Source organism: Aquabacter sediminis (assembly GCF_028863665.1).
Lineage (GTDB): Bacteria > Pseudomonadota > Alphaproteobacteria > Rhizobiales > Xanthobacteraceae > L1I39.
The window spans coordinates 1-26,110 of record NZ_JARBFX010000004.1 but is presented as its reverse complement, the minus strand read 5'-3'; the positions used below and the strand labels follow the sequence as shown (position 1 = coordinate 26,110).

Annotated in this window: 25 protein-coding genes; 12 read left to right on the top strand and 13 right to left on the bottom strand. The window is 66.9% G+C overall.

The genetic code is table 11. From position 1 onward, the window contains the following. The first annotated feature begins 8 nt into the window (after positions 1 to 8). The gene (locus PV781_RS08515; protein WP_274775206.1) at positions 9 to 782 is read left to right on the top strand and encodes an SGNH/GDSL hydrolase family protein; all 774 of its coding nucleotides are present in this window, start codon (positions 9 to 11) and stop codon (positions 780 to 782) included. A 108-nt stretch (positions 783 to 890) separates the two neighbouring features. Here PV781_RS08515 and dapB read toward each other — a convergent pair whose 3' ends face one another. From dapB to PV781_RS08480, 6 genes are all read right to left on the bottom strand, one after another. Continuing rightward, positions 891 to 1,706, bottom strand: coding sequence for a 4-hydroxy-tetrahydrodipicolinate reductase (gene dapB, locus PV781_RS08510; RefSeq protein ID WP_274775205.1), 816 nt, complete (start codon positions 1,704 to 1,706; stop codon positions 891 to 893). 48 nt (positions 1,707 to 1,754) lie between these two features. After that, positions 1,755 to 2,384, bottom strand: a complete 630-nt coding sequence (locus PV781_RS24045; protein WP_342455443.1) for a DUF1330 domain-containing protein — start codon at positions 2,382 to 2,384, stop codon at positions 1,755 to 1,757. Between the two features lie 21 nt (positions 2,385 to 2,405). Beyond that, positions 2,406 to 3,140: an orotidine-5'-phosphate decarboxylase gene (gene pyrF, locus PV781_RS08495; RefSeq protein ID WP_274775204.1), complete on the bottom strand. Its 735-nt coding sequence runs from the start codon at positions 3,138 to 3,140 to the stop codon at positions 2,406 to 2,408. Further along, positions 3,137 to 3,718 carry a histidine phosphatase family protein gene (locus PV781_RS08490; protein ID WP_274775203.1) on the bottom strand — a complete coding sequence of 194 codons (582 nt, stop codon included), beginning with the start codon at positions 3,716 to 3,718 and terminating at the stop codon, positions 3,137 to 3,139. Before PV781_RS08490 ends, pyrF begins: the two co-directional genes overlap by 4 nt. 55 nt (positions 3,719 to 3,773) lie before the next feature. Next, on the bottom strand, positions 3,774 to 4,376 hold the full coding sequence (locus PV781_RS08485) for a class I SAM-dependent methyltransferase (protein ID WP_274775202.1): 603 nt from the start codon (positions 4,374 to 4,376) through the stop codon (positions 3,774 to 3,776). Positions 4,377 to 4,494: 118 nt separating this feature from the next. Then, positions 4,495 to 5,391: a UTP--glucose-1-phosphate uridylyltransferase gene (locus tag PV781_RS08480; RefSeq protein ID WP_274775201.1), complete on the bottom strand. Its 897-nt coding sequence runs from the start codon at positions 5,389 to 5,391 to the stop codon at positions 4,495 to 4,497. A 257-nt stretch (positions 5,392 to 5,648) separates the two neighbouring features. On the opposite strand from PV781_RS08480, the gene galE reads away from it, so the two are divergent. Beyond that, positions 5,649 to 6,644 carry a UDP-glucose 4-epimerase GalE gene (galE, locus tag PV781_RS08475; RefSeq protein WP_274775200.1) on the top strand — a complete coding sequence of 332 codons (996 nt, stop codon included), beginning with the start codon at positions 5,649 to 5,651 and terminating at the stop codon, positions 6,642 to 6,644. Positions 6,645 to 6,662: 18 nt separating this feature from the next. On the opposite strand, the gene ubiG is transcribed toward galE, so the two are convergent. The 4 genes from ubiG to murJ all read right to left on the bottom strand — a co-directional run bounded on the left by ubiG (position 6,663) and on the right by murJ (position 11,313). Then, positions 6,663 to 7,406: a bifunctional 2-polyprenyl-6-hydroxyphenol methylase/3-demethylubiquinol 3-O-methyltransferase UbiG gene (gene ubiG, locus PV781_RS08470; protein WP_274775199.1), complete on the bottom strand. Its 744-nt coding sequence runs from the start codon at positions 7,404 to 7,406 to the stop codon at positions 6,663 to 6,665. A gap of 141 nt (positions 7,407 to 7,547) precedes the next feature. After that, entirely contained in the window at positions 7,548 to 8,582 is a 1,035-nt protein-coding gene (trpS, locus tag PV781_RS08465) for a tryptophan--tRNA ligase (protein WP_274775198.1), read from the bottom strand. 239 nt (positions 8,583 to 8,821) lie between these two features. Next, the gene (locus PV781_RS08460; RefSeq protein ID WP_274775197.1) at positions 8,822 to 9,685 is read right to left on the bottom strand and encodes an alpha/beta fold hydrolase; all 864 of its coding nucleotides are present in this window, start codon (positions 9,683 to 9,685) and stop codon (positions 8,822 to 8,824) included. Positions 9,686 to 9,783: 98 nt separating this feature from the next. After that, the gene (gene murJ, locus PV781_RS08455; RefSeq protein ID WP_274775196.1) at positions 9,784 to 11,313 is read right to left on the bottom strand and encodes a murein biosynthesis integral membrane protein MurJ; all 1,530 of its coding nucleotides are present in this window, start codon (positions 11,311 to 11,313) and stop codon (positions 9,784 to 9,786) included. A 298-nt stretch (positions 11,314 to 11,611) separates the two neighbouring features. Between murJ and PV781_RS08450 the strand changes: the two genes are divergently transcribed. From PV781_RS08450 to PV781_RS08440, 3 genes are all read left to right on the top strand, one after another. Continuing rightward, entirely contained in the window at positions 11,612 to 12,865 is a 1,254-nt protein-coding gene (locus tag PV781_RS08450) for a D-amino acid dehydrogenase (protein WP_274775195.1), read from the top strand. A gap of 99 nt (positions 12,866 to 12,964) precedes the next feature. Continuing rightward, positions 12,965 to 14,173 carry an extensin-like domain-containing protein gene (locus tag PV781_RS08445; protein WP_274775194.1) on the top strand — a complete coding sequence of 403 codons (1,209 nt, stop codon included), beginning with the start codon at positions 12,965 to 12,967 and terminating at the stop codon, positions 14,171 to 14,173. 107 nt (positions 14,174 to 14,280) lie between these two features. Further along, positions 14,281 to 15,543, top strand: coding sequence for a glycoside hydrolase family 75 protein (locus PV781_RS08440; protein WP_274775193.1), 1,263 nt, complete (start codon positions 14,281 to 14,283; stop codon positions 15,541 to 15,543). 257 nt (positions 15,544 to 15,800) lie between these two features. On the opposite strand, the gene PV781_RS08435 is transcribed toward PV781_RS08440, so the two are convergent. Then, entirely contained in the window at positions 15,801 to 15,935 is a 135-nt protein-coding gene (locus PV781_RS08435; protein ID WP_274775666.1) for a hypothetical protein, read from the bottom strand. 159 nt (positions 15,936 to 16,094) lie between these two features. On the opposite strand from PV781_RS08435, the gene PV781_RS08430 reads away from it, so the two are divergent. Continuing rightward, positions 16,095 to 16,334: an ATP-binding cassette domain-containing protein gene (locus PV781_RS08430; protein ID WP_342455442.1), complete on the top strand. Its 240-nt coding sequence runs from the start codon at positions 16,095 to 16,097 to the stop codon at positions 16,332 to 16,334. Between the two features lie 841 nt (positions 16,335 to 17,175). Here PV781_RS08430 and PV781_RS08425 read toward each other — a convergent pair. Both PV781_RS08425 and PV781_RS08420 read right to left on the bottom strand, forming a co-directional pair. Next, positions 17,176 to 18,255: a threonine aldolase family protein gene (locus PV781_RS08425; RefSeq protein WP_274775192.1), complete on the bottom strand. Its 1,080-nt coding sequence runs from the start codon at positions 18,253 to 18,255 to the stop codon at positions 17,176 to 17,178. A gap of 1 nt (position 18,256) precedes the next feature. After that, a complete protein-coding gene (locus tag PV781_RS08420) occupies positions 18,257 to 19,462 on the bottom strand; it encodes a carbon-nitrogen hydrolase family protein (protein ID WP_274775191.1) in 1,206 nt (401 codons plus the stop codon). On the opposite strand from PV781_RS08420, the gene PV781_RS08415 reads away from it, so the two are divergent. The 6 genes from PV781_RS08415 to PV781_RS08390 all read left to right on the top strand — a co-directional run bounded on the left by PV781_RS08415 (position 19,461) and on the right by PV781_RS08390 (position 25,691). Beyond that, a complete protein-coding gene (locus tag PV781_RS08415; RefSeq protein WP_274775190.1) occupies positions 19,461 to 20,867 on the top strand; it encodes an aminotransferase-like domain-containing protein in 1,407 nt (468 codons plus the stop codon). The two genes, PV781_RS08420 and PV781_RS08415, sit on opposite strands and share 2 nt — an antisense overlap. A 209-nt stretch (positions 20,868 to 21,076) precedes the next feature. After that, positions 21,077 to 22,183: a TRAP transporter substrate-binding protein gene (locus PV781_RS08410; RefSeq protein WP_274775189.1), complete on the top strand. Its 1,107-nt coding sequence runs from the start codon at positions 21,077 to 21,079 to the stop codon at positions 22,181 to 22,183. Further along, positions 22,180 to 23,094 (top strand): PhzF family phenazine biosynthesis protein, encoded by a 915-nt coding sequence (locus tag PV781_RS08405; protein ID WP_274775188.1) that lies wholly within the window; start codon positions 22,180 to 22,182, stop codon positions 23,092 to 23,094. The genes PV781_RS08410 and PV781_RS08405 overlap by 4 nt, the downstream gene beginning before the upstream one ends. Continuing rightward, positions 23,094 to 23,633 (top strand): TRAP transporter small permease subunit, encoded by a 540-nt coding sequence (locus tag PV781_RS08400; RefSeq protein WP_274775640.1) that lies wholly within the window; start codon positions 23,094 to 23,096, stop codon positions 23,631 to 23,633. Before PV781_RS08405 ends, PV781_RS08400 begins: the two co-directional genes overlap by 1 nt. A 65-nt stretch (positions 23,634 to 23,698) precedes the next feature. Further along, the gene (locus PV781_RS08395) at positions 23,699 to 25,108 is read left to right on the top strand and encodes a TRAP transporter large permease (RefSeq protein WP_274775187.1); all 1,410 of its coding nucleotides are present in this window, start codon (positions 23,699 to 23,701) and stop codon (positions 25,106 to 25,108) included. A gap of 190 nt (positions 25,109 to 25,298) precedes the next feature. Further along, positions 25,299 to 25,691, top strand: a complete 393-nt coding sequence (locus PV781_RS08390) for an ester cyclase (RefSeq protein ID WP_274775186.1) — start codon at positions 25,299 to 25,301, stop codon at positions 25,689 to 25,691. The last annotated feature ends 419 nt before the right edge of the window (positions 25,692 to 26,110 follow it).

Genomic DNA, 26,110 nt, shown 5'->3' with positions numbered 1-26,110 from the left:
GCATCATCATGGCGCGGACCATCCGCTTCACGTTCGGCGGCGCGCTGCTGTGCGCCGCATTGTCGCTCCCCGGCGCGGCCGTGGCCCAGTCAAGCGGCCCGGCCTGCATCACCAGCCCGGCGGAGGCGGCATTGTCCGTGCCCCACGCCGCCGAGGTGCTGGCCAAGCAGAAGAAGCTCACCATCGTCGCCATCGGCTCCTCCTCCACCACCGGGGTGGGCGCCTCCAGCACCGAGCGCACCTATCCGGCCCTGCTGCAGGCGGACCTCCAGGCCCGCTATCCCGGTGCCGAGATCAAGGTCTTCAATCGCGGCGGCAATGGCGAGGACGCGGCCGAGAATCTGTGGCGATTCGAGCGCGACGTGCGCGACCTGAAGCCGGATCTGGTGCTCTGGCAGGTGGGCACGAACTATGCGCTGCGCAGCTTCGGCGTCGGTCGCTTCGCCGAGCCGCTGAAGAAGGGCATCGACCTCATCCGCTCCTGGGGGGCGGATGTGGTGCTGATCGACCTGCAATATTCGCCCTGGGTCAATCTCGATCCCGACAGCCCGGGCGTGGTGGCCACCATTGCGTCCGTGGGGCGGGAGGAGAAGGTCTCCGTCTTCCCGCGCTACAAGGTGATGAAGCGCTGGGTGGAGCAGGACAAGGTCCCCATGTCCTCCGTCATCATTCTGGACGGCCTGCACCTGACCGACTGGGCCTATGCCTGCTTCACCAAGAGCCTCGCCATCTCGCTGGCGGCGGGCCTCGGCCCGGGCGGCGCCAAGGCGGCTGCCCGCTAGAGCGTTTCCGGCCCAAGTGGGACCGGTTCGCGTGAAGGAAATGCCCTGCAACGAGTGATGTGATCGCTTCTGCGTTTTCAAGGTGCGCGGAAGCGATCGAGGCGGGCGTCAGATCGCCGCAATGTCCAGCACGTCGGCCATGGAATAAAGCCCCGGCGCCTTGCCTTTGCTCCAGCGCGCCGCCGTGAGCGCGCCATTGGCGAAGATGGCCCGGTCCTCGGCCTTGTGCACCAGTTCGATGCGCTCGGACGGGCCGGCGAAGATCACCACGTGCTCCCCTACCACCGAGCCGCCCCGCAGCGAGGCAAAGCCGATATCGCCCGGCCGGCGGCTGCCTGTATGGCCGTCGCGGCCGCGGGCGCTGTGGGTGTCGAGGTCCACGCCCCGGCCTTCCGCAGCCGCCTCGCCCAAAAGCAAGGCGGTGCCGGAGGGCGCATCCACCTTGCGGGAATGGTGCATCTCGACGATCTCGATGTCGAAGTCCACACCCAGCGTCGCCGCCACCCGGCGGGTGAGCGCGGCGAGCAGGTTGACCCCGAGGCTCATATTGCCGGAGCGGACGACGACCGTGCGCTGCGCCGCTTCGGCCAGGGCCTGGAGATCGGCATGGGAAAAGCCGGTGGTGCCCACCACATGGGCGACGCCCAGGTCGGCGCAGGCTTGCGCCAGACGCACGGAGGCTGCAGGCGAGGTGAAGTCGATCACCGCATCGGCGCCCTTGAGGGTGGCGGCCACATCGGCGCTGACCTCGATGCCATTGGCGCCGAGCCCGGCGAGAAGGCCGGCATCCTCGCCCAGATGCGTGCTGCCCTCGTGCTCCAGGGCGCCCACCAGGCGCAGGCCCTCCCCTTCCATCACATTGCGCAGCAGCACCCGGCCCATGCGGCCGCCGGCTCCCGAGATGACGATGCGAAGATCGGACACGGTGTCTCCTTGGCGCCGCGCGGCGCGGTTTCCTGTGCGCCGGAGCGCTTATGGGAGGGTCGGGCTCTCGCCGGGCTGAGGCCCCTCATAGCCGGGAATGAGCAGGAGATCGACCTCCGCCGCCCCCTGGCGCAGCGCGACGGCGCGCTGATAGTCCGGCGCCTGGTAGCAGGCGAGCGCCTGCGGTACGTCGGCGAAGGCCAGGACCACCTGCCGCGCCCGCCCCGTGCCTTCCACCTGTTCCTGCCGCCCGCCGCGCACCAGGAAGCGCGGCTTGTAGGCGGCCGTGCCGCCCGCGGCCGCATAGGCGCGGTAGCCCTCGGGATCGATCACGTCGATGCCCATGATCCAGTAGCCGGGGGCAGGCCCGCCTAAGGCCGCATCGGGCGCATCCGTGCCTTCCACCACCACAAGGTCGGCCACCGCCACCGGCTGGCGCAGCGCCACCGCGGCCTGGTAGCCAGGGCTATGATAGCAGGCGAGCGCCGCCTCGAAGGACGGGAACTCCAGCAGGACGTTGCGCGCGCGGGTGCGCCCTTCAAGGGCGGTCACCGGCCCGCCGCGCACCAGGAAGCGCCCGCCATGGGCCGCGATGGGTGCGGCATTGGCCGTCACATAGGCCTTGTAGGCCTCCGGGTCGGACACATCCACCCGGCCGATCCAATATCCCTTGGGCATGTCGCCTTCCCTTTCGTGGGCTCAGAGGAAGGGCTTGATTTCGTCCAGGATCGCCCGTGCCGCCGCGCCGGGATCGGAGGCGGCAATGACGGGGCGGCCCACCACAATGCCGTTGGCGCCGGCCGCAAAGGCATCTGCGGGGGTGGCAAAGCGCTTCTGGTCGCCCACAGCGGAACCGGCGGGGCGCACGCCCGGCGTCACCACCAATTGGCCCGGCGCGAGAAGAGGCCGCACGCGCGCGGCGTCCGTGGGCGCGCAGATGACGCCGGCAACGCCGGCTTCCCGCACCTGGCCCGCGCGCATGAGCACGGTCTCGTCCACGTTGCGGGAATAGCCGGCGGTGGCAAGGTCCGCATCGTCATAGGAGGTGAGCACCGTGACGCCCAGCACATTGAGCGCGCTGCCGGCAGCGCCACGGGCGGCGGCAGCGAGGGTCTTCGGGTAGGCATGGACGGTGAGGATGGTGAAGCCGCGCTCGGCGGCGGCGGCGGTCGCCCGTTCCACCGTATTGTCGATGTCGTGGAGCTTGAGGTCCAGGAACACCTTCTTGCCGGCGCCGATGAGGTCGGCGGCGAGGTCGAGACCGCCGGAGACGGTCAGCTCCAGGCCGATCTTATAGAAGGTGACCGCATCGCCCAGCTGCCAGACCATGGCCTCGGCGGCGGCGATGGAGGGGAAGTCCAGGGCCACAATGAGGCGGTCGCGGGGATCGGGACCGAAGGGAGAGGGGGGAAGGATTGGAGCGGATGCACTCATGGGTTCGGGCCTTCCTCCATGGCGCGCCACCGGTCGGGCGGCGTCGCATTGGTCCAACCATACCAGCAGCCGCCGCCGACGGGGGGCTGGTCGTGGACGCGGGATATGGGCATGTCAGCCAAATGGCACAGCAGTAAGGTCCCCACCCCGCCATGGCCGACAAAAATGGTTGGCGCGTGAGGGGCCCGGGCGATCTCCTCGGTGACGGCGCGCACGATCCGGGCCTGGGCGTCGATGGCCCGCTCCCAGCCGCGCACGCTCGCCTCGGGATGGGAAAAGAAGGCGTCCGCGACCGCCTGGAACTCGGCCTCGGGCAGGAAGCCGGTTGAGGAGCGGTCATTTTCGTGCATGTCCGCGCGCACTTCGACGGAAAGGCCGAGCGCCTGCGCGAGAAAGGCTGCGGTCTCCTTGGCCTTGCATTCGTCGCTGGAGAGGATGCGAGCTGTGCCGGCAAGGTCCGCGCGGGCGGCGAAGGCGGCGGCGCGGGCGCGGCCGATCTCGGAGAGCCCCCAGTCCGGCACCGGAACCTTGGGGTCCACCTTCACCTGGGGATGGCTGACATAAAGGAAAGAGGTCACGCCCGGCCTCCCGCCTGGAATGCGGCGGGCGGCCTCCTCGGCGGGAGGGGGCCGGTCACGGCCGGCGATACGCCCATACCCGGGCCGGCGGCAGGTTGAGCCACACGCGGGGCGAGCGCTGGCCGTCAATCTGGCCCGGCTTCAGCGGCACGGGGGAGACGACGGCGTAGGTGAACTGCACGAACGGAGCGTTCGGAACGGAGAGGTCGAAGGCCTCCTCTACCATCCGCTCGCGATCCGCCGGAGAGCGCGTGAACAGCGGCAGGGAGGAAATGACGCCCACCGCCGGCCCGGGCAGCCGGTCCTTCAGGGTGTCCGCCATGGCATAGGCATCGCCATGAAGCACCGTCACACCCGGATAGCGCCGGCGCAGCAAGGTGCAGAATTCGCGATTATATTCGATCAGGAACAGCCGCTCCGGGGCAAACCCACGGTCCAGCAGCGCCTTGGTGACGGGGCCGGTGCCAGGTCCGAGCTCGATGACCGGGCCGGGGGTGGCCGGGTCGAGATACGAGGCCATCATCTTGGCGAGAGCCCGCCCGGAAGGCGAGACCGCGCCGGTCTTCAGGGGGCTCTGGAACCATGACTGCAGGAACCGGATCTCATCGTCGAACTTCGGCTTAACGGGCGCGCAGTGACGATCTTGGGACTGCAGCATGCGGTCGACTCCACTCCTGGGGAGGACAGGTGGGTCGGCGATTAGACGGGATCGGGAGCCGGGTCAAGGCGCGCAAGCCCCCTCACCCGCCTTCCGCCGCCGCCTTCCCGTTCGTCTTTCATGCGCCGTTACCGCCTTGCAACATCTCCCCCAGCGCCGTGCGGAATTCCGGGGCGATGTCGGGACGGGACAAGGCATAGGCCACATTGGCCATGAGGAAGCCGATCTTGGAGCCGCAATCATAGACCGGGCCATCGAAGGTGACGGAGAAAAAGCGCTCCCGTTCCATCAGCTTAAGCATGGAATCGGTGAGCTGGATCTCGCCACCCGCGCCCCGGTCCTGACGGGCCAGGAGATCGAAGATGGTGGGCTGGAGGATATAGCGGCCGGAAATGGCGAGGTTGGTGGGGGCCGTGCCGAGCGCCGGCTTTTCCACCATCTGCACGATCTCGTTGACGCCGCCCGCAGCGGGGGCCGTGCCAACGATGCCGTACTGGTTGGTCTGGTCCTCGGGCACCTCATAGACCGAGAGCACATTCCCGCCGGTGCGGTTATAGAGCTCCACCATCTCCGCCAGGCAGCCCTTGCCGCCATTCTTGGGCAGATGGAGCATGTCGGGGAGCAGGAGCGCGAAGGGTTCATCGTCGATCAGGTCGCGGGCGCACCATACCGCATGGCCAAGGCCGAGCGGCAATTGCTGGCGGGTGAAGGAGGTGGTGCCCGCCTTCGGCGTGTCGCGGTCGAGCTGTTCCAGCTCCTTGGTCTTTCCACGATCCGAGAGGGTCTTTTCCAGCTCAAACTGGCGGTCGAAATGGTCCTCGATCACCGCCTTGTTGCGGCCGGTGACGAAGACGATGTGCTCGATGCCGGCGGCGCGGGCCTCGTCCACCACATGCTGCACCACGGGGCGATCCACCACCGTGAGCATCTCCTTCGGCACTGCCTTGGTCGCGGGCAGGAAGCGCGTACCAAGGCCGGCGACCGGGAGGATGGCTTTACGCAAAGGCTTGGGCATCGATGCTCACCAAATCTTGAGACGACGGAATGTCCCTAAAGCCCTCGCGCCGTCAAGGGAAGCGCCAAGGTGAAGGTGGCGCGCCCGCGCGGCGGCGAGGCTTCAGCGGTAAGACGGAACGAACCTCACAGCCAGGCTTGGCGGAAGCATGGCCGTCCCGTGTCGGGTTCAGGAACGCCGTAGCGCGCGGATTGTTTCTTCGCATTGACCGCGCACGCCCTCTGCTCCAGGGTCCGCGCGCATACGGAGGCAGGAAAATGGCGGTTCTGGTGACGGGCGGCGCCGGCTATATCGGCAGCCACATGGTTCTTGCGCTCCTGGATGCCGGCGAGACCGTGGTGGTGCTGGACGACCTGTCCACCGGATTCCGCTGGGCGGTGGCGCCGCAGGCGACCTTCATCCTGGGCGATGTGAGCGATCCGGAGCTGGTGGCCCGCATCGTCGACGAACATGCCATCGACGCCGTCATCCATTTCGCCGCCCGAATCGTGGTGCCCGATTCGGTCGCCGATCCGCTCGGCTACTACCTCGCCAACACGGTGAAGACGCGGGCCTTGCTGGCGAGCGTGGTGAAGGCGGGCATTCCCCATTTCATCTTCTCCTCCACCGCCGCCGTCTACGGCATGGTGGGCATCGACCCGGTGGCTGAAGATGCCGTGCTCTCGCCCATCTCGCCCTATGGCCGCTCCAAGCTCATGAGCGAGTGGATGCTCCAGGACACGGCCTTTGCCACGCCCCTGCGGTATGTGGCGCTGCGCTATTTCAACGTGGCGGGCGGCGACCCCAAGGATCGTACGGGCCAGTCGACGGCCGGGGCAACCCATCTCATCAAGGTCGCCTGCGAGACCGCTCTTGGCAAAAGGGCTGGCATCGAGGTCTATGGTACCGACTATCCCACCCCCGACGGCACCTGCCTGCGGGACTATATCCATGTGGCCGACCTTGTGGCGGCCCATCTGGACGCCCTGCGGCACCTGCGCGCGGGCGGCGAGAGCGGCACCTATAATTGCGGATATGGCCGCGGCTATTCGGTGCTCGAAGTGCTGAAAGCGGTGAAGGAGGCGTCAGGCGTCGACTTCAAGGTCGAATTCGCGCCCCGCCGCGCGGGCGATCCGGCGGCCGTGGTGGCCAAGGCCGACCGCATCCGCGCCGCGCTGGGCTGGACGCCCAAGCTGGACGATTTGCCCACCATCGTCGCCCATGCCTTGGCCTGGGAGCGGCAATTGGACGATCGCCTGCGCACGGTGGCGTGACGGAACGAAGGCCGGCGCCTAGCCGGCCTTCTCGGCGGCCAGGAAGTAGTTCACGTCCATGTCTGGGGAGAGGCTCCAGGACCCCGAGAGGGGATCATAGACGAAGCCGATCATCTCCACGGGCGAGAAGCCGCATGCGGCGAGCCCGGCTTCCATCTCGGCGGGGGTGACGAACTTCTGCCAGCTATGGGTTCCCGGCGGCAGCCAGCGCAGGATGTATTCGGCGCCCACGATGGCAAGTGCAAAGCTCTTGCCCGTGCGGTTGAGCGTGGAGAGCACGATCACCCCCCCCGGTCCCACAAGGGCTGTGGTGGCGCGCAGGAAGGCCGCCACATCCGACACATGCTCCACCACTTCCAGCGCCAGCACGGCGTCAAACGTCTCGCCGGCCGCGGCCAGTTCCTCGGCGGTGGTGGCGCGATAGTCGATCTCAAGGCCGCTTTGCACGGCATGATGGCGCGCCACGTCCACGTTTCCAGGCGCGGGGTCGACCCCAACAACGTCGGCACCCATGCGCGCCAGGGGCTCGCAGAGCAGCCCGCCGCCGCAGCCGATGTCGAGGACACGCAGGCCCTTCAACGGCCGCATGGACTTGGGGTCGCGGTGAAAGCGGCGCACCAGCAGGTCGCGCAGGAAGGCGAGGCGCGCCGGGTTCATGCCATGGAGGGGCGCCATCTTGCCCTTGGGGTCCCACCATTCGGCCCCCAGCGCCTCGAAGAAGGCGACCTCAGCGGGATCGACCGTGGTGCGCGCCTCGTTCATGGCTCTCTCCAATGTGCCGGCCCCCTCCACCTAGGGAGGCGGAGGCGGCGCGGCAAGGCCGGTGACGCGGGGCGTTTCGCCCCGCCTTGACCGGGCGACGCCCGGAACCCGCACCGCCCGGGCACAATCAGCCGGCGCGCCTCAGCGCACCATGCCGACAATGTCCTTCACGTCGCGGATGGTGGCCTCGGCGATCACGCCCGCCCGCTCGGCGCCGTCCCGCAGGATGGCGTCGATGGCCGAGGTGTCCGCCATCAGGCGCTGCATCTCGCCGCCGATGGGGCCGAGCTTGGCCACCGCCAGGTCGACCAGGGCCGCCTTGAAGGTGGAGAACTGGGCGCCGCCATATTCGCCCAGCACCTTCTCCTTGCTGACATCGCTCAGCGCCGCGAAGATGCCAACCAGATTGTCCGCCTCGGGACGGGTCTTGAGGCCGGCTTCCTCGGAGGGCAGCGGCTCGGGATCGGTCTTGGCCCGGCGCACCTTGCCGGCGATGGCATCCGCATCGTCGGTGAGGTTGATGCGCGAGAAGTCCGAGGCGTCCGACTTGGACATCTTCTTGGAGCCGTCGCGCAGGCTCATGACGCGGGTGGCAGGGCCGGCGATGAGCGGCTCGGTCAGCGGGAAATAGCCGTCATTGTGGCCGAGGGCCGCGATGGAGGGAGCGAAGTCCACGTTGAACTTCTGGGCGATGTCGCGGGTCAGTTCCAGATGCTGCTTCTGGTCCTCGCCCACCGGCACATGGGTGGCGCGGTAGAGCAGGATGTCGGCGGCCATGAGGGTCGGGTAGGCGAACAGGCCCACCGAGACGTTCTCGCGGTCCTTGCCGGCCTTCTCCTTGAACTGCGTCATGCGGTTCAGCCAGCCCATGCGGGCGACGCAATTGAAGATCCAGGCCAGTTCCGCATGGCCGGACACCTGGCTCTGGTTGAAGACGATGTGCTTCTTCGGGTCGATGCCGCAGGCAATGAAGGCCGCCGTCACCTCGCGGGTGTGGCGCTTCAGCTCCTCGGGCTCCTGCCAGACGGTGATGGCATGCAGGTCCACCACGCAATAGATGCAGTCGTGGCTCTGCTGGAGCTCCACGAAGCGCTTGATGGCGCCGAGATAATTGCCGAGATGCAGATTGCCGGTGGGCTGCACACCGGAGAAGACGCGTTCCGCGACCGCCGCCATGGCGACCTCCTCAAGGACGGGGCTCCCGAGCGGAGCGGCCCGTCCGGCACGACAGGACGCGGGCCAAACACCCGCGCTCGAAAAGAACAGGCGGACGCCCCGCGCCGACGCCAATGGCGCAGTGCGAAACGCCCGCTTGGACGAGCCGCCTCATGCCACGCCCGCCGGGGCGCGGCAAGGGGCGGCATGCGGGCAGACGCGGCCGACGCTTCGCCGGCGGGGCGCGCGGTGCCGGGGCGTCAGACCGCCTCTTCGATCCGCGCCAGGAAATTGCCGATCACCTTGTGGCTGCGTGCGTCCCACAGAAGCGGGGCGTGGCCCTGGTCGTCCACCGTATAGACCTCGGTGCCGCGGTGCCGGTCGGCCATGGCCTCCACGGTGGCGGAGGACAGGACATCGGACAGGGCGCCGTGAATGACCAAAAGCGGCTTCTCCGCCAGGGCGTCGAACCCCTCCCAGAACGCGGGCAGCGGCTTTGTGGGATCGAATTCCTTGAAGGCCTCGGCGATGGCCGGATCATAGGCGAGCTTGGGCACGCCATCATGGTCGGCATAGATCTGCCGAGCATAGCGCTCCCATTCCTCGGCCGTGAGGCGGGGGAAGAGCGCACCCTGCTCAGCCTTCAGCCGCGTGATCAGGTCCGGCCATGCGGGGGGCGGCGGGGCGCCCACATAGCCGGTGATGCGGGCGATGCCGGCGGTCTCCACCACCGGGCCGATATCATTGAAGATGCACCCCGCCAGGAGATCCGGAGCTTTCAGCGCCAGCATCATCATGACGAGACCGCCGCGGGAGGTGCCGAGGAAATGGGCGTTGGTGATGCCGAGGCTCGCCAGCCCCTTCACCGTGTCACGGGCCTCCTGGGCGACATTATAGGTGGTGTAGGGCGCAAAGGCCGAGCCGCCCCGGCCGCGGAAATCCAGCGCCACCACCTGCCGGCCGCCCTCGGCCAGCGCCTCGGCGAGGGCCTCGAAATCGGTGGAAGAGCGCGTCAGTCCGGGCAGGCAAACGAGCGGCGTCTCCTTGCTCTCCTCGCCCCAGCGGCGGCCGAAGAGAGCGTGGGCATCGTCGCTGGCATAGGCGAAATAGCTGCACGTGGTCATGGCCATCCTTCTCGGGCGCGGGGACCGGGCCTGCGGGCGGTCCCGGTATCCCACCGATAAAGCCCCGCGCCGGCCCTGCAAAGCCTTCCGTGGCGCGCTCATGACGCCGCCGGATCCTTCGCCCGGGAAAGCATCGCCCGTCCCAGGAGCCAGACGCCGCCATAGGCCGCCATGCCCGCCAGGACAAGGCAACCGAGCCGCACCAGGCCAAGAAGCGTGCCGGCCTGCGGGGCCGGCCAGGCCGCCGCGCCCGCCGCCACCAGCCCCGCCATGGCTCCGCCCGCCACAATCAGCGTCGCCCCCTGCCGAAGGGTCGCCCCGGTGAAGGCCAGATGCCCGCGTCGCACCAGCAGCCACAACATTGCGAGCGCGGAAGCCAGCGCCGAGGCCGCCACCGCCCCCGCCGCACCTTCCGGCCCGAACAGATGGAAGGCCGGCAAAGCGAGGACGAGCGCCAGAAGGAGGGAAGCAAGGCCGATGCGCTCCACGGGCCTTTCCAATCCATGGCTCATGGCGGTGGCGCACAGCACCCGCTCCAGGCCCTGTGCGGGCAGCGACAAAGCGAGCATCTGCAACAAGCCGGCGGTCAGCCTGGCGTCCTCAGCGGAAAAGCTCGCCCGCTGGTAGAGCACGGTGACGATGGGCTCGGCCAGCATCAGGAGGCCGAGGCCCGCCGGCCATGCCAGCGCGAAGGCGGCAAGCACCGCGCCGGTGGCATGCGCTGCCTTGTCGCCCTTGGCCGCACCTGAAGCCAGCAGCGGCACCAGCACCGCCCCGGCGCTCGCACCCACGAGGCCAAGCGGCAGATCCACCAGGCGCTGGGCATAATTGAGCGCCGCCACCGATCCCGGCACCGATGACACCACCGCCGCAGCCAGCAGCAGGCGCACCTGGGAGAGGCCGGCGAACAGCAGCGCGGGCGCGGCGGCCCGCAGCACGGCAAGGCTCGCCCGCCACTCGGCGCGCCCGACGGCGCCGCCGGGCGCCGCCGGCGCGCCCCGGGCAGCGGCCGCCATGAGGACCAGTTGGGCGATGCCGGCGAGAACCGTGAAGCCCGCCATCACCAAGGCCGCCTCGGCGGTCGCCACCAGCCCCGCCGCCAAGAGGGCGACGATGGCCACCAGCACGACCGCATTGGCGGTGAGCGGGGCGAGCGCGGGCAGGAGAACCCGGTGCGCGCCATTGGCCACCGCCCCATAGACCGCCGCCGCTCCGGCGAGCGGCAAATAGAGCAGCGCGATGCGCCCGCAGGCGACGGCGAGGTCCGCCCGCTCGCCCCCCATGGCAAAGCCGGGCGCCAGCACCTGGATGAGCCAGGGCATGAAGACCGCGCCCCCGAGCGCGAGACCGGCCAGCAGAAGGGTGAGGAGCAAGAGGCAGGCCCGTGCCAGCCGCGCCTCCCGGCCTTCGGCCTCGGCATGGGAGAGGGCGGGAATGAGCGCGGCGTTGAACGCGCCTTCCGCCAGCAGCCGCCGGGCCAGCAGCGGCAAAGAGAGCGCGGCCATGAGCGCGTCCGCCAGCGGCCCCGCCCCCAGCACCGCCGCCGTTCCCGCATCCCGTGCAAAGCCCAGCAGCCGCGAGCCGAGCGTGGCGGCGGAAACGGTGGAGGTACGGGCCAGCAGCGACATGGGTGAAACGCGATACCCCTGGCCATCATCAGGGATGGCTCTCCGGGCGAAAGCGCCCGCGCCGCGTCGATAGGCCCTGCGGGAGCCCTCGGCAAGGCACAGGATGGCCGGAGGAGGATCAAGGCCGCGGGGATTGAAGACCGCGGGCGCCACGGGGGGCAGGGCGGTGCAGGCCATGGCTGAATGGTGCAATGCACCATCACCCCTTTCCCCGGAGCGCGGAACGCGCCTAGTCTGAAGCGGTGCCGTGGCGCGGGCGATGATCGCCTGGCGCTGCCGGCTCTCGGAGAGGCCCGTCATGCGCATCGTCATTCTGGGCGCCGGCGTCATCGGCACCACGCTCGCTTATTACCTCGCTGAAGAAGGCCATGCGGTCGAGGTGATCGAGCGGCAGGCGGGAGCGGGGCTGGAGACGTCCTTTGCCAATGCGGGCGAGGTCTCGCCCGGCTATTCCGCGCCTTGGGCGGGGCCGGGACTGCCGCTCAAGGCCATCAAATGGCTGCTCATGTCCCACCCGCCTCTGGTGGTCCGCCCGCGCCTCGATTTGGAGATGATCCGCTGGGGCCTGCAATTGCTCGCCAATTGCACGGAAGGGCGCTACGCCCGCAACAAGGGGCGCATGGTGCGCCTTGCCGAATATAGCCGCGACTGCCTGATCGCCCTGCGCCAGCGCACCGGCGTGCAATATGACGCCCGCATGCAGGGCACGCTGCAACTCTTCCGCACCCAGGCCCAGCTGGACCATGTGGGCTCCGACACCGCTGTGCTCGACCGCTTCGGCGTGCCCTATGAAATCCTCAACCCCGCCGGCTGCGTGGCGGTGGAGCCGGCCTTGGCGCGGGTGGCCGGCAAATATGCCGGCGGCCTGCGCCTGCCCGGCGACGAGACGGGCGACTGCTTCAAGTTCACCACCGCCCTGGCGGCGCTGGCGGCCGAGCGGGGCGCCGTCTTCTCCTATGGGCGCACCATTGCCGGCATCGAGACGGCGGGGGACAGGATCACCGGCATCCGCACCGATCAGGGCCTTGTGACCGGCGATGTCTATGTGGCGGCGCTGGGCTCCTATTCCACCGCGCTTTTGAAGAGCATCGGGCTTTCGGTGCCGGTCTATCCGGTGAAGGGCTATTCGCTCACTGTCCCCATCACCGATGCCGCGGGGGCGCCGGAATCCACCGTCATGGACGAGACCTTCAAGGTGGCCGTCACCCGCCTCGGCGACCGCATCCGGGCGGGCGGCACGGCGGAGCTGGCCGGCTTCGACCTGACCTTGCGCCCGAGCCGCCGGGGCACGCTGGAACATGTGGTGCGCGACCTCTTCCCCGATGGGGGACAGGTGGAGACCGGCACCTTCTGGACCGGCCTCCGTCCCATGACGCCCGACGGCACGCCGGTGCTTGGGCCGACCCGCTATGCCAACCTGCACCTGTCCACCGGCCACGGCACGCTGGGCTGGACCATGGCGGCGGGCACGGGACGCGTGATGGCAGACCTCCTCACAGGCCGGAAACCGGAGATCGACATGGAGGGTCTGACCCTTGCCCGCTACCAGTGAGGCGGAGGCCGCGCCCGGCGGTGATTTTCCGGCCACCGCACTGCGACATTAACGCCATTTCAATCTCCGCGCCCCATGCTCAAGGGCATGACGCGCGGAGTGTTCAGGTATTTCGTAGCCCCGCTCGTCTGCGTGGGGCTCCTGTCGGGGTGTCGGTTCGGACTGTTCGACCGACGGGAGCCCTGGCGCGCCGAGGCGGAGGAGCAGTGCATCGCCCAGAAGGGCATCACGGTCTCGGCCTATGTGGAGCCGGCCTCGGCCATCAACGGCCCCGGCGTCTGCGGCATGGAGCATCCCTTCCGCATCACCGCCTTTGATGATGGCCAGGTGGAGGTGAAGCCCCGCGCGGTGCTCGCCTGCCCCATGGCGCGCAACGTCAATATCTGGCTGGAGGAAGTGGTCCAGCCGGCCGCCATGGCCTGGATGGGGGCGCCGGTGGTGGGCATCACGCAGATGTCCTCCTATTCCTGCCGCGGCATGAATGGTGATCCCAACGCCAAGATTTCCGAGCACGCCTTCGGCAATGCGCTGGACATTGGGGCGTTTCGGTTTGCGGATGGGCGCGAGATCAGCGTGAAGAACAACTGGCGCGGCCCCAACGAGGCCCGCGGCTTCCTTCTGCAAGTGCAGGCGGGGGCATGCGATGTGTTCACCACCACGCTGGCGCCGGGCTCCAACATCTTCCACTACGACCACTTGCATGTGGATCTGATGCGCCACGCCAAGGGCGCCACCATCTGCAAGCCCAAGCCGAGCCCCATGCCGCCCCCGGTCATGGCCCGCCAGCAGATGCCCTTGAAGGCGCCGGCAGGCAATCCGCTCATTGCCCCGCCCTCCTTCCCCTATGGCAACCAACCCGCCATCGCGCCACCATCCTATCCCCAGCCCCTGCCCCAGAAGGCGCCGAGCAGCGGGTATGGTGGCCCCATGTCCAGCCTGCCGCCCGCAGCCCCCGAGGCCGGGCCGCGCGGCACCGGCGCGCCCATGGACATCTCGCCCCATCCCCAAGGCGCGCTGCCGCCTCAGGCGGAGCCGCCGGCCCAAGCCGCCTACCCGCAGCCGGCCTATCCACCCCCCTATGTGAAGGCGCCGCCGGCGCAACCGAGCGATCCGTTCCAGCGCGTGCTCATGCCACCCGGCGCAGTGCCACAGCCCTCCACACTGCGCCCACCCGGCCCCATGTCCTACGCACCGACACAGGGCGCGCCGGCGGAAACCGGCTCGGTGCCCCCGCGCCGCTATTATTCGGTGCCCATCCCCCAGGCCTCTCCCCTCCCCTTGCCCCCGGCCGAGCCAGGGGCGGACTGACCCCTTGGACCTCCGGCGGCCGGAAAATCTCTGCCGCAGCGTGTGCGGACGCTTTTCTACAACTTAAGATTTTGTTAAAACCATTCCCACAACCAGTGGGGGTGGCGATGGCGGTTTCAATCACAGACCTCGTTCCAGAATTCCAGGACAAGGTGGCGCTTCTGCTCCAGCGCTGCGCCGCGCGGGGCATCACCATGGTTCCGAGCCACACGGTCCGCTCGCCCCATGTGCAGGCGCGCTATTGGCGGCAATCCCGCTCCCGACAGCAGGTGGACGCGGCGATCGAGATGTTGCGGAACGTCGGCGCCCCTTATCTGGCGGAGGTGCTTTCCTCCGTGGGTCCCCAGGAGGGGCGAGACGTCACCAGCGCCCTGCCCGGCAATTCCTGGCACCAATGGGGCGAGGCGGTGGACTGCTTCTGGCTGGTGGACAACAAGGCCGAATGGTCCACCCACCGTCTGGTGGACGGGCTCAACGGCTTCGAGGTGTATGCGGAAGAAGCCAAGGCCCTCGGGCTCGATCCGGGCCATTACTGGACCTCGCGCGACGACGCCCCCCATGTCCAGCTGCGTGCCACCGCCAGTCCCCTGGCTGCCGGGCTGACATGGCCGGAGATCGACCAGGTGATGCAGGAGCGCTTCGGTCCGCGTCTCACCACCCGCCTCCTCTCCGTGACCTCATCAAAACTGCGCCTTTCCTACGAGGCGCCGGAAGGCTGGCGCGTGTTCGAGACCTCGGACGTGCCGGCCGCCGTGTTCCGCGCAAAGATGTCGGTGTGCGCCGATGGAGCGCCCCGGGCCTATCACCCGGACAGCGCAACGGGCCTCGACAATCTCATCAATGCCGGCCGGCCGGGCAATTGGTACGGCATCTGCACGGATGCGGCGGGCGAGCCGCTGGTGCAGGGGCCGGGGGATCCGGCGCCAGGCTATTATGTGTCCAAGACCGCACTCAACAATGCCGGTGCCGCGCCCAACACGCCGGCCCGCTATGTGGATGCGAGCACCATCCCCTATATCGTCCTGCCCGGGGGCGGCCGGTCACGGCACTTCACCGCGTCTGAAGCGTCCCTGCTCGGCGATGTGGGCGTCGCCTACAACATCAAGACGGGCGCCCTCAGCTTTGCACAATGCTGCGACATCGGCCCGGCGCGGGAGATCGGCGAAGGCTCCCTCGCGCTGGCCGCGGCCCTCGGCCTCAAGGCCGACGCCCGCCATGGCGGCGCCGACAAGCGGGATATCCTCTACGTGGTCTTCCCCGGCAGCGGACGGGGCTCCGGCCTGCCCCTCGACGAGATCCGCGCGCGCGCCGAACCCCTGTTCGAAGGCTGGGGCGGCCTCGCCCGGCTGCGGGCCTGCGAGGACGTCTAGGCTCTGAGGACGGCAGGGTGCGAGGACGTTAGGGTGAGAGATCTCGCTTGCAGGAAAGGGTTCACCCTTTGGAGGGGCGGGAGGCCGTTGTGGCTGAGCGAGGGATGTTTGTGTCGGGCAGGTCGGGCTCCTTCCGCGCCTGGACGGTGAGGCCGAGGGAGCTGTCATCTCCCTCGGCTCAAGCTCGATCCCAGCGCAGATGCCCCCTCCCCGCCTCTCCCAAGTGAGCCGCAGGCGAGCCCGCGCCAGCCTGGGCCTCACGCGCAAGGGGCGCGGAACAGCCGGCACGGCAAGAGCTGGAAGCCCTGCAATACGTTGTTCGATGCCAGTTCCGGCGGGTCGACCTCGATGCGGTCCACCTGCGCGAGGAGTTCTGCGAGCAGGACCTCCATCTCAAGGCGCGAGCTGAAGCGCGAAGGCCGTACGCTGATCGTGGTCAGCCATGACGACCGCTATTTCCACCTGGCCGACCGCATCGTCCGCATGGCCGGAGGCCGCATCGTCGAGGACGCCCGGGCGGTCCGGCCGGGGATGGGATTGGAGAACGCGCCATGACGACCGAAACGACGGACCTGTTCACCCTGCAAGACGTGACCTACGCTGTCGCCGGCCGCGTGCTGCTTGAGCCCCTGACCTTGAATATTCCCGCCCGGCGCGTGGTCGGCCTGATCGGGCACAATGGCTCGGGCAAGTCCACCCTGCTGAAGCTGCTCGCCCGCCAGTTCGAGATAGTTGATAGTTCGATCGAGGGCTCCGCGATCGGCATGCCTCCGATTTTCATGCCCGCTTAACCTGGAGCTTGATCTCGTTTGGAGGCGCTCCTCGTTTTTGAGGTCCATTCCGTCGATTGTCGAGTCGGCTGCGGAAGGGCAGCTATGGATACCGCTGCAGCCGAAAGCTGACAGACCGCTGTCGGCCCCGGAGCAGTCTGTCACCAAAGCGCCCCCATCTCGGTCATTCATCTTGAAACGGCCGCGGTCCAAAAGCGGACATTAGTGAAATGCCGCGCGTAGGCACCCTTGCGCCAATAGCGGAAATTGGCGGAACGCCTGAAAACGGACGAAGGCGGAGGGGCTTGAACCTTCGACCTTGTGTTTAGTGACCGCGATAGGGTTTCAGCTGAACCCACACCTTGTTGCAGAGGTCACCCTAGCGCTAAGCTCGAGCGTCATGCCTGCGCCAAGACCTTGGGGCAATCGTATGACGGTTCTGCAGTTAAAGGCACAGCAAGACGCTCTTCAAAAGGCTGCAACGATGGTGACGTTGTTCCTCTGGGATAATCCAGCTTGAAGGTCTTTCTGGCCCATCGAGAGGGCCAGAACGTCATCGCGTGGCCCGGCGTGCGAGCTTGGGAAAGACGCGGGCTCCGAACTGTATGCGCGATCTTCACCACGCGGATCCGCCCCCGCCCCCGCAAGGAAGGCCGTGTTCTTCCCCGTCCATCGGCGGTCATCCGCGCAAAGAGCATCCGCGCACCTCGCAGCAGCAGGGGGCTTGATGCGCTCTGACTCTTCATCTCTTGGCCACTCAACCTCTCCCCTCTTCCCAAGGCTTCTTCCAAGAACCTTGAATCAGCATTCCCCGCCGCCTTCTCCGCGACCATGCCCGAGAGCGATGAACGGCTCTCCGCGACTATGCCATAGCTAAGGGGTGAGGGACCGTCGGGGGCGCCATCGAGGCCAGCGAATCGGCAAAAAGTGCGGTAGCGCGCTCAATGTCCCCGTCGGTGATGTCGAGATGCGTCACCGCCCTTAGCTCGTGTTCGCCAATCACGCTCAACTGGAGACCCGCCACGGCGCAGGCGCGGGCGATCTCGGCAGCAGGTCGGCAAAGGGGAATGGTATCGATGATGACGATGTTTGTCTCGACCGTGTCCTGCGTGACGCAACCGGGAAAGCGGTCCGCGAGGCCTGCGGCAAGCATCCTCGCGCGGCGGTGATCCTCAGGCAGGCGCGCGACATTGTGGTCAAGGGCGTAGAGCCCGGCTGCCGCAAGAATCCCCGCTTGCCTCATGGCGCCACCGAGCCGGTACTTCCATCTCCAGGCCTCATCGATGAAGTCGCGAGACCCGCATAGGACCGCTCCCGCCGGGCATCCCAGTCCCTTGCTGAGGGCGATCCATGCGCTTGCGAAGCCACTCTCGGCGGCGAAAGCGCGTGCGGACACGCCGCTTGCGGCTACGGCATTGAGCAGGCGCGCACCATCGAGATGAGCCGTGAGGCCTGCGGTCCCGGCCGTGACCACCGCTTCCCGCAATTGATCCAACGGCCAGACGCGCCCGCCGAGGAAGTTGACGGTCTGCTCGACAACCAGCAGGCGGGGGCGCGGGGCCGAGACGGAGGGCGGACGCAGAAGCGGGAGGATGTCTCGCGCGCCGAACCGTCCGTCCGGGGTCGAGATGGCGCGGATTCCCGTTCCCGCAAGCGCGGCGGCCCCGCCGGCCTCGGTGTTCGCCACATGTGCGCTCGCATCGCAGAGCAACTCGTCCCCGGGGCGGCAATGCACCAGGATCGCGATCTGATTGCACAGGGTTCCCGACGGCGCGAAAAGCGCCGCCTCGAAGCCCAGCATATCGGCCACCCGCTCGCACAGCCTGTTGACTGAGGGATCGGTCCCGCGTTGCTCGTCGCCCAGCTCGGCGTCGGCGATGGCGGCGCGCATGTCGCGGCTTGGCAGGGTCTGCGTATCACTGAAAAGGTTGATCGTGCTCATGTCATTCGACACCCGAACCAGACCACGCCGCGACCTCGCTTCCGGCATCGGCCACGCCAGTGTGGGGCAGTGGCGGACCTTGATGGAAGGTGATGGGCTGCAATGCGCGATCGTCTACCTGAAGGTCAAAGACGTCAAAGCGGTTGTAGCCGCCCGACACGTCGTGGAACTGCTTGGGAACGATGCTGTCGTTGATATCGATGTCGGCATAGATGATCCCCTCCTCGTCTTGGAGGGTATCGCTGATCACATTGCCACTCGGCCCGATAATCATGGAGACGCTGCGCGGTGCGCTGTCCAGCAGGGTCCTGGCCGCCGGCTCCCCACGGCAGACCAGGTCGGCGGCGGCGTCGCTGAGAAAGCCGGAGGACACGACGCAGAACACCTTGCCCTCGAAGGCATGGGCGCCAGAGCGAATGCGGATCGCCGCCTCAAGGTCGTAGCCCGCGTTGGATGTCGCCGGATGGGTGGGCCAGCGCGGCGAATAGGAGGCCACATGGACATGCTCGCCCTGCGCGATGAGGGCATAGCGGGCGAGCGGATTGGTGTTCTCCCCACAGATCAGGGCGCCCACGCGGCCTATGGCGGTCTCCACCACCTTCAGCCCGCTGCCGTCGCCGTTCGCCCAGGTCAGCTTCTCCCAGAACGTCGGCACCAATTTGCGGTGTCGGTTGAGCAGGCTGCCATCGGCATCGATGATGATGTTCGTGTCCCAGATACAGCCGATGCTCTGGGAGGTGCCCTCGTTAAGGCCCATGGAGACGACAATGCCGTGCTCGCGGGCCACCGCGCGCAGGCGGGCGATCTCGGGTCCGGGAACCTCGACGGATGATCGCGCCAGGGACGAGAAGAAATCGTGGTTCTCCACGGGGGAACGGAGGCCGGACCAGACCGGAAATGCGCAGAGATACGCCTCTGGAAAGGCGACCAGCGCCGCACCATTGCGAGCGGCCTCCGCGATCAGCGCGCACGCCTTGTCCATGGTCGCGGCGAGGTTGAAATAGATTGGACTGACGTGGCACGCCGCCGCCCGGAAGGCCCTGTAGCTTTTCATGGTCCGCATATCCTGACTGAACGTCTCGCAGGAGGCTAGCCGAGGTCGTCCAACGTCGACAGTTGCAGCCACTCTCCAATGTTCCCTATACAGATCGTCTTCACCGCGCAGGGAGATGACGATGGCGGGGCCGCGCAGGACCGGGTCATCCATGCCGCTCTATCAGCAGATAGCGGACGAGCTCGCGGCCATGATCGCGGCGGGCACTTTGGCTGAGGGTGACCGCTTGCTGTCCGTCCGCGAACTCAGCCGTGCGAAATCCGTCTCCATCCCCACCATCGTCGAAGCCTACCGCGTGCTGGAGGACCGCGGGCTCATCGCGCCCCGTGACCGCTCCGGCCATTATGTGCGCGCCAGGGCCCCGGTGTTCCGGCGTCCGCGCCCGGTGAGGACCAGCGGTCGGCCGACCGAGGTCCGCACGCTCCAGGCGACCCAATTGGTGATGACCGCCTCGCAGCGGCCCGGCCTCCTGCCATTCGGGGCGGCGGTTCCAAGTCCCGCTCTATTCCCGCTTGGTCGTCTTCGTTCGATCATGTCGAGGCTGATCCGTCACAATCCGGAAATTCTCGGCTCCTACGATTTCGCACCCGGCGCCCTGGACCTCCGGCAGGAGGTGTCGCGCCGGTCATTGCGATGGGGGTGCACCCTCGATCCTGCGAACGTCGTCATCACCAATGGATGCGTGGAGGCCGTGGGGCTGGCGTTGCGTGCCGTAACAAAGCCCGGCGACATCGTCGCGGTAGAGACCCCCACCTATTACGGGTTCCTGAACCTGTTGGAAGTCCTGGGCTTGCGGGCGATCGAGATCCGGTGTGATCCCGTGAGCGGAATGTCGGTGGAGGCGCTCGCAGACGCGGCGCGGGGGTTCGATATCCGCGCCTGCCTGCTTTCGACCACGGTGTCCAATCCCACCGGCGCCACCATGTCCTCACACGCCAAGAAGGAATTGGTGGAGATCGCGCGGCGGCATGACATCACTCTTGTCGAGGACGCGACCTTCGCCGATCTGCAATTCGCGGGGGACACGCTAGCCGCCCGCTCTTTCGATACCCAGGGCAACGTGATCCTATGCGCGTCCGCCACAAAAACGGTTGCGCCCGGCCTGCGCATTGGCTGGGTGGACGGCGGACCGCTGGCGGACCGCATCAGCTATCTCAAGCGGGTGTCGAGCATCGGTCAGCCCGAGCTGAACCAGCTCGCCCTCGCGGAGTACATGGCGTCCGGCGGCTACGAACGGCATCTGAGGCAGTTGGTGAGGGTGCTCGGGCAGCAGGTCGGGCAGCATCTCCAGGCCATCGCCGACCTGATACCGGACGGCGTCAGCATGGCACGGCCCACCGGTGGGTTCCTGCTGTGGCTCGAATTGCCGCGCCATGTGGACTGCCTCGAACTGCATCGCCGGGCTCTTGGGTTCGGCATCGGGCTGGCGCCCGGGACGATGTTCTCGGCGGATGGCCGCTTCCGCAGCCATATCCGCGTCAATTGCGGGCAGGTGTGGACCCCTCAGATCGCCTTGGCCTATGAACAACTGGCCGGGCTTATCCGAAGCATGATGTGACAGGGACCGCGTGCCGGTTCGCGCCTGCGCCACACTGCCCCGCGCCGCAAAGCGCGCGTTTGTCTGCTCCGAATGATGACATTCTGAACAAATACTATGCAATTCGACGCATTGCTCAACTGTGCAGGTACACTTGCCTTCTAGCTGCATCTGGCAAGGTCGCCGCGTGCCCCTATCGTTTTCGCACCAACGAAAACAGAGGGTTCGCAATGACGACACGCCGAAACATGCTGGTCGGGGCCGGAGTGCTGGGAGGCGGCGCCATCGCCTCCACGCTGGCAAAGCCAGCGATCGCCCAGAGCAGCCCTGAAATCCGCTGGCGCCTGGCATCGAGCTATCCGAAGAGCCTCGACACGGTGTTTGGGGCGTCCGAACTGGTGTCCCAGATGGTGTCCAAGGCCACCGGCGGCAAGTTCACCATCCAGGTTTTCGCCGCCGGCGAGATCGTTCCCGCCTTCCAGGTGTTCGATGCCGTTTCGAATGGCACCGTGCAATGCGGGCATACCGCCAGCTTCTTCTATTGGGGCAAGGAGCCCGCGCTCGCCTTCGACTACACCATCCCGTTCGGCCTCAATGCCCGCCAGCACAATGCCTGGTACCTCTATGGCGGGGGACGCCAGCAAATCCAGGACGTGCTGAACCCTTATGGCATCACAAGCTATGCCTGCGGTAACTTCGGCGGCCAGATGGGCGGCTGGTTCCGCAATGAAATCAAGACGCCGGAAGACTTCAGCGGCCTCAAGATGCGCATCGGCGGCTTCGCCGGAGCGATGCTCGCCAAGGTGGGCGGCGTGCCGCAGAACATTCCCGCGGGCGACATCTACCCGGCGCTCGAACGCGGTACGATCGACGCATGTGAGTGGGTCGGCCCCTATGACGACGAAAAACTTGGTTTCTACAGGATCGCGAAGAACTATTATTATCCCGGCTGGCAGGAGGGCTCCGGACAGATCTCGCTGTATGTAAACAGCAAGGCCCTCTCCGCACTTCCCGGCGAGTACCGCGCGGCGCTCGAACAGGCGTGTCTTGCCGCCCATGTCCTGACCCAGGCGAAATACGACCACCTCAATCCCATCGCGTTGCGGGACTTGGTGGCGAAGGGGGCGGTGCTGCGCGCCTTTCCCAAGCCCGTCCTCGACCGCCTGTTCGCAGCGACCAATGAAGTGCTCGACGAGCAGGCCGCCAAGAACGCCCATTTCAAGAAGATCCTGGACAGCTGGCGCCCCTACCAACGGGAAATCTCGAGCTGGTTCGTCATCGGCGAACAGTATTTCGACAGCTATGTGGCGCAGGCCCTGCGGAACTCCCCCCGATGAGCGCCGTGGTCGCATTTGACGGCCCGGCGCCAACCGCCGCGCTCGATATCGTGGACGTGTTCTCCGATCTCCCCGGCCGTGGCAATCCCGTGGCCGTCGCCTATGGCTGCGACGGCGCGAGCAAGGGCTGGAAGCAGGACTTCGCGCGCTGGATCGGCCTGCCGGAGACGGTATTCGTGACGCCCGCGCCCCAAGCGGGCGGCCCCCACCATATCGAAATCTTCGCACCGGCCTGTGAGCTGCCGTTCGCCGGCCATCCCGCCATCGGCGCGGTGCGATCGCTGCTGGATCGCGCCCTCGCCGCTCCGGCGGTTGGCGAGATCACGCTCCGATGCGCGGCCGGTCTTGTGTCGATGCGTATCGACGAGGGGGGCGAGACCATCTCCTTCCGGACGCCGGGGGCGGCTCAGGTCTCGCCCCTGCCGGCATCCACCGTCCGCGAGGTTGCCGAATGCCTGAATGGGCCGGCTGCCCTCCGCGAGGTGGTGATCGCCGATACCGGGGCGCGCTGGATTATCGCCGCGCTCGACGCGGTCGAGGACCTATACCGTCTCGCGCCCGACATGGCCCGTATCGCCCGGCTCAGCCTGGCGGAGCGGGTCAACGGGATTTCAGTGGTGGCCGAGGTGCAGGCGCCGGCTGGCGCCCGCATGCCCGAGTTGCGCTCGTTCGCGCCCGCCATCGGCGTGCCGGAGGATGCGGTATGCGGGGGCGGGAACGCCTGCGTCGCGGCCGCTCTGTCCGCGTGGCAGGGCTTCGCGCCTTCGAGTGCCGACTATGTGGCGCGGCAGGGCCGGGCGCTCGGGCGGGATGGGCGCGTCGAGGTTCGCGGGCCGGACGAGGATCTGCGCTTTCGCATCGGTGGACGTGCGCACCGGATGGTATGCGGCGACTTGCGGGTGCCGGCATGATGGCAAGGCTTCTTGGCCTCTCGAAACGAATCGATCGCCTCAGCAATGCCGTGGGTGGGCTCTGCGACTGGCTGCTGCTGCTTTCCGTGCTCATCAGCGCCGGCAATGCGGTGGTTCGCTACGCGTTCAACCTATCGTCCAATGGCTGGCTGGAGATCCAGTGGTACCTGTTCGGCGCCGTCGTCTTCCTCGGCGCCTCGCAGACCTTACGGATGAATGAGCATGTCCGCGTCGACGTGATCTATTCCTCGCTCTCCGAGCGAGGGCGTATGTGGCTCGATCTGTGGGGCTTCATCTTCCTTTTCATGCCGGCGGTGACGTATTTCTTCGTCCTGTCCCTGCCCTTCTTTGCAGCCTCGGTCGCATCCGGCGAGTATTCGAGCAATGCGGGCGGGCTTCTTCTCTGGCCCGTCAAGCTTCTGCTCCCGGCCGGCTTCGGCCTGTTGCTCGCGCAGGGCCTCTCCGAGATCGTCAAGCGGATTGCCGGCCTTTCCGGGCATTCCCACTTCCACCCGCATTACGAAAAGCCGCTCCAGTGACCGCGTCGGGCACGACCTGTCGCGCCTTCCTCCGGACGCCCGGCTCCATCATCGGGATCAACTAGATGGCCTTCTCCGATTTCATGCCCCCGGCCATGTTCGGCGGGATGATTCTCTTCATCCTGCTTGGATTTCCCGTGGCTTTCACCCTGGCGGCCGTCGGCCTGCTTTTCGGTGTGGTCGGCATCGAGGCCGGCTATTTCGCTACGGATTTCCTTCAGGCGCTGCCCTTCCGCTTCTTCGGCGTGATCTCCAACGACCTGCTTCTGTCCATCCCGTTCTTCACCTTCATGGGGGCGGTTCTGGAACGCTGCCGTCTCGCGGAAGACCTGCTGGAGGGGACAGGCCAGCTTTTCGGCGGCGTCCCCGGCGGACTCGCCTATGCGGTCATTCTGGTCGGCGCGCTGCTCGGAGCCATCACGGGCACGGTTGCGGCCTCAGTGATCGCCATGGCCACCATCTCCCTGCCCGTGATGATGCGCTATGGCTATGACATGCGGCTGGCGACCGGTGTGATCGCCGCCTCGGGTACCATCACCCAGCTCATTCCTCCGGCGGTGGTGCTCATCGTGCTGGCCGATCAGCTGGGCCGCTCGGTGGGCGACATGTATATGGGGGCCATCGGCCCGTCCGCGCTCCAGGTGATGATCTTCCTCGCTTATGTGGCGGTGCTCTCCTTTCTGCGCCCCGCGGCCATGCCGCCTCTGCCCAGGGCTGAGCGAACGCCGCTGGGCTGGCCTCTGTTCAGGCGCGTTCTTGCCGGCATGGTGCCGAGCCTGCTGCTGATGTTTCTGGTGCTTGGCACCATCCTGCTGGGCCTGGCGACGCCCACCGAAGCCGGCGCCATGGGCGCCGTGGGCGCTATGGTTCTGGCTGCCCTCCATGGCCGGTTCAGTGTGGCGCTGATCCGCGAGGCCATGGCCGGCACCATGCGGATGACCTCCATGGTGGTATTCATCCTCATCGGCTCCACCTGCTTCAGCCTGGTGTTCCAGGGCATGGACGGAGGCCACTGGATCGAGGGGATGCTCTCCCACCTTCCGGGCGGGTCCACCGGTTTCCTTATCGCGGTCAACGTCTTCGTCTTCTTCCTCGCCTTCTTCCTCGATTTCTTCGAGATCGCGTTCATCATCGTCCCGCTGCTGGCTCCGGTGGCCCTGAATCTGGGGATCGACCTCATCTGGTTCGGGGTCCTCCTGTGCGTGAATATGCAGACGAGCTTCATGCACCCGCCTTTCGGCTTCGCCCTGTTCTATCTGAGGGGCGTGGCGCCGCCCGAAGTGCGCAGCCGTGACATTTATTGGGGCGCCGTGCCGTGGGTTGTGATGCAGCTTCTGCTCGTGGCCATTGTTATCGCCTGGCCGGAAACCGTCATCTACTGGATTGAGCCCCCCGCCAGCCTCGACGCCGCGTCCGTGCAACGTCAGCTGGAGGTGGAGGTCCCCCTGTTCGACAGCAGCACAGAAAAGCCGTAGCGGGTGTGGAGCATGCCATTGCGACGTCCCCCTCAGGCCTTTCCTCAAAAGGTGAAGGAATATGAGGTGACCAACCCCCTTTGTGCCTTACTCACCTCCGGACCCGGCATCGAGGTGGCGGTCGTGCATCAGAAGATCACGCGGGGGGATTATCAGGCCCCAGAGCAAGGAATGACGTGAGGATAGCCCGATGGAGCAAGCCACACTGCCCCTTATCTACAGCGACTATATCGCCTGCCTGAACGAGCGCGACTGGACGAGGCTTGGCGATTTTGTCGACGCCGATGTCGTCCACAATGGCATTAAACTCGGACTGACGGGCTACCGAGGCATGCTCGAACAGAACGTCCGAGACATCCCCGACCTGCGTTTTGAAACGGAGTTGCTGGTCGTTCAACCGCCGCAGATCGGCAGCCGTTTGAAGTTTGATTGCAGACCATCTCGATCGTTCTTTGACCTTCCGATTAACGGCCGCCGCGTTATATTCTATGAAAATGTCTTCTATCGTTTCGATCGGAGCCGCATCGTCCAAGTGTGGTCGATTGTGGACAAAGCAGCGATTGAAGCTCAGCTTGGGGCCTGAAAGCGGCTGCGTGAGAGTTCCTCTCCGGCCTTGGGATCGCCGAGCCACATCACGCCGCGCCACGCCATCGCGAGGTAAGTCGACCGGATGCTCAAGCTGAGAGGCTGCCATGGCTATAGTGGGGCGTGAATGGCCGAGACGGGGTCGTAAGCCGCAGTCGAGATAGGCCCGTTTTCAAGGAAGCTATTCGCTCCTCAGCACCAAAGAACGGACAGTCTGCTCCCGGCCCGAGGCTGTGCGAAAACCCCTGATGATGCTATGATCTGGCAGTGCTTCGGGGTGCCCTATGGGACGTTTCGTTGAAGCTGCTGACCGCCGCCAAGCAAGCTTTTTGCCGACGTACCTGGAAGACTATGTGGATGCAGACAACCCGGTCCGCATCATTGACGCCTTCGTCGATGAACTCGATCTGGCCGAAC

What these genes read in the sequence shown, in the direction of transcription:
- trpS (WP_274775198.1), bottom strand. Translation starts at nt 8,582, where the DNA reads ATGGCGGCGGTCGCGGAACGCGTCTTCTCCGGTGTGCAGCCCACCGGC.
- PV781_RS08410 (WP_274775189.1), top strand. Translation starts at nt 21,077, where the DNA reads ATGACGACACGCCGAAACATGCTGGTCGGGGCCGGAGTGCTGGGAGGC.
- PV781_RS08415 (WP_274775190.1), top strand. Translation starts at nt 19,461, where the DNA reads ATGCCGCTCTATCAGCAGATAGCGGACGAGCTCGCGGCCATGATCGCG.
- PV781_RS08400 (WP_274775640.1), top strand. Translation starts at nt 23,094, where the DNA reads ATGGCAAGGCTTCTTGGCCTCTCGAAACGAATCGATCGCCTCAGCAAT.
- PV781_RS08480 (WP_274775201.1), bottom strand. Translation starts at nt 5,391, where the DNA reads ATGCCCAAGCCTTTGCGTAAAGCCATCCTCCCGGTCGCCGGCCTTGGT.
- ubiG (WP_274775199.1), bottom strand. Translation starts at nt 7,406, where the DNA reads ATGAACGAGGCGCGCACCACGGTCGATCCCGCTGAGGTCGCCTTCTTC.
- PV781_RS08440 (WP_274775193.1), top strand. Translation starts at nt 14,281, where the DNA reads ATGGCGGTTTCAATCACAGACCTCGTTCCAGAATTCCAGGACAAGGTG.
- PV781_RS08420 (WP_274775191.1), bottom strand. Translation starts at nt 19,462, where the DNA reads ATGGATGACCCGGTCCTGCGCGGCCCCGCCATCGTCATCTCCCTGCGC.
- pyrF (WP_274775204.1), bottom strand. Translation starts at nt 3,140, where the DNA reads ATGAGTGCATCCGCTCCAATCCTTCCCCCCTCTCCCTTCGGTCCCGAT.
- PV781_RS08405 (WP_274775188.1), top strand. Translation starts at nt 22,180, where the DNA reads ATGAGCGCCGTGGTCGCATTTGACGGCCCGGCGCCAACCGCCGCGCTC.
- PV781_RS08395 (WP_274775187.1), top strand. Translation starts at nt 23,699, where the DNA reads ATGGCCTTCTCCGATTTCATGCCCCCGGCCATGTTCGGCGGGATGATT.
- PV781_RS08430 (WP_342455442.1), top strand. Translation starts at nt 16,095, where the DNA reads ATGACGACCGAAACGACGGACCTGTTCACCCTGCAAGACGTGACCTAC.
- PV781_RS08450 (WP_274775195.1), top strand. Translation starts at nt 11,612, where the DNA reads ATGCGCATCGTCATTCTGGGCGCCGGCGTCATCGGCACCACGCTCGCT.
- PV781_RS24045 (WP_342455443.1), bottom strand. Translation starts at nt 2,384, where the DNA reads ATGCCCAAGGGATATTGGATCGGCCGGGTGGATGTGTCCGACCCGGAG.
- PV781_RS08390 (WP_274775186.1), top strand. Translation starts at nt 25,299, where the DNA reads ATGGAGCAAGCCACACTGCCCCTTATCTACAGCGACTATATCGCCTGC.
- PV781_RS08425 (WP_274775192.1), bottom strand. Translation starts at nt 18,255, where the DNA reads ATGAGCACGATCAACCTTTTCAGTGATACGCAGACCCTGCCAAGCCGC.
- PV781_RS08485 (WP_274775202.1), bottom strand. Translation starts at nt 4,376, where the DNA reads ATGCTGCAGTCCCAAGATCGTCACTGCGCGCCCGTTAAGCCGAAGTTC.
- PV781_RS08515 (WP_274775206.1), top strand. Translation starts at nt 9, where the DNA reads ATGGCGCGGACCATCCGCTTCACGTTCGGCGGCGCGCTGCTGTGCGCC.
- murJ (WP_274775196.1), bottom strand. Translation starts at nt 11,313, where the DNA reads ATGTCGCTGCTGGCCCGTACCTCCACCGTTTCCGCCGCCACGCTCGGC.
- galE (WP_274775200.1), top strand. Translation starts at nt 5,649, where the DNA reads ATGGCGGTTCTGGTGACGGGCGGCGCCGGCTATATCGGCAGCCACATG.
- PV781_RS08460 (WP_274775197.1), bottom strand. Translation starts at nt 9,685, where the DNA reads ATGACCACGTGCAGCTATTTCGCCTATGCCAGCGACGATGCCCACGCT.
- PV781_RS08435 (WP_274775666.1), bottom strand. Translation starts at nt 15,935, where the DNA reads ATGGAGGTCCTGCTCGCAGAACTCCTCGCGCAGGTGGACCGCATCGAG.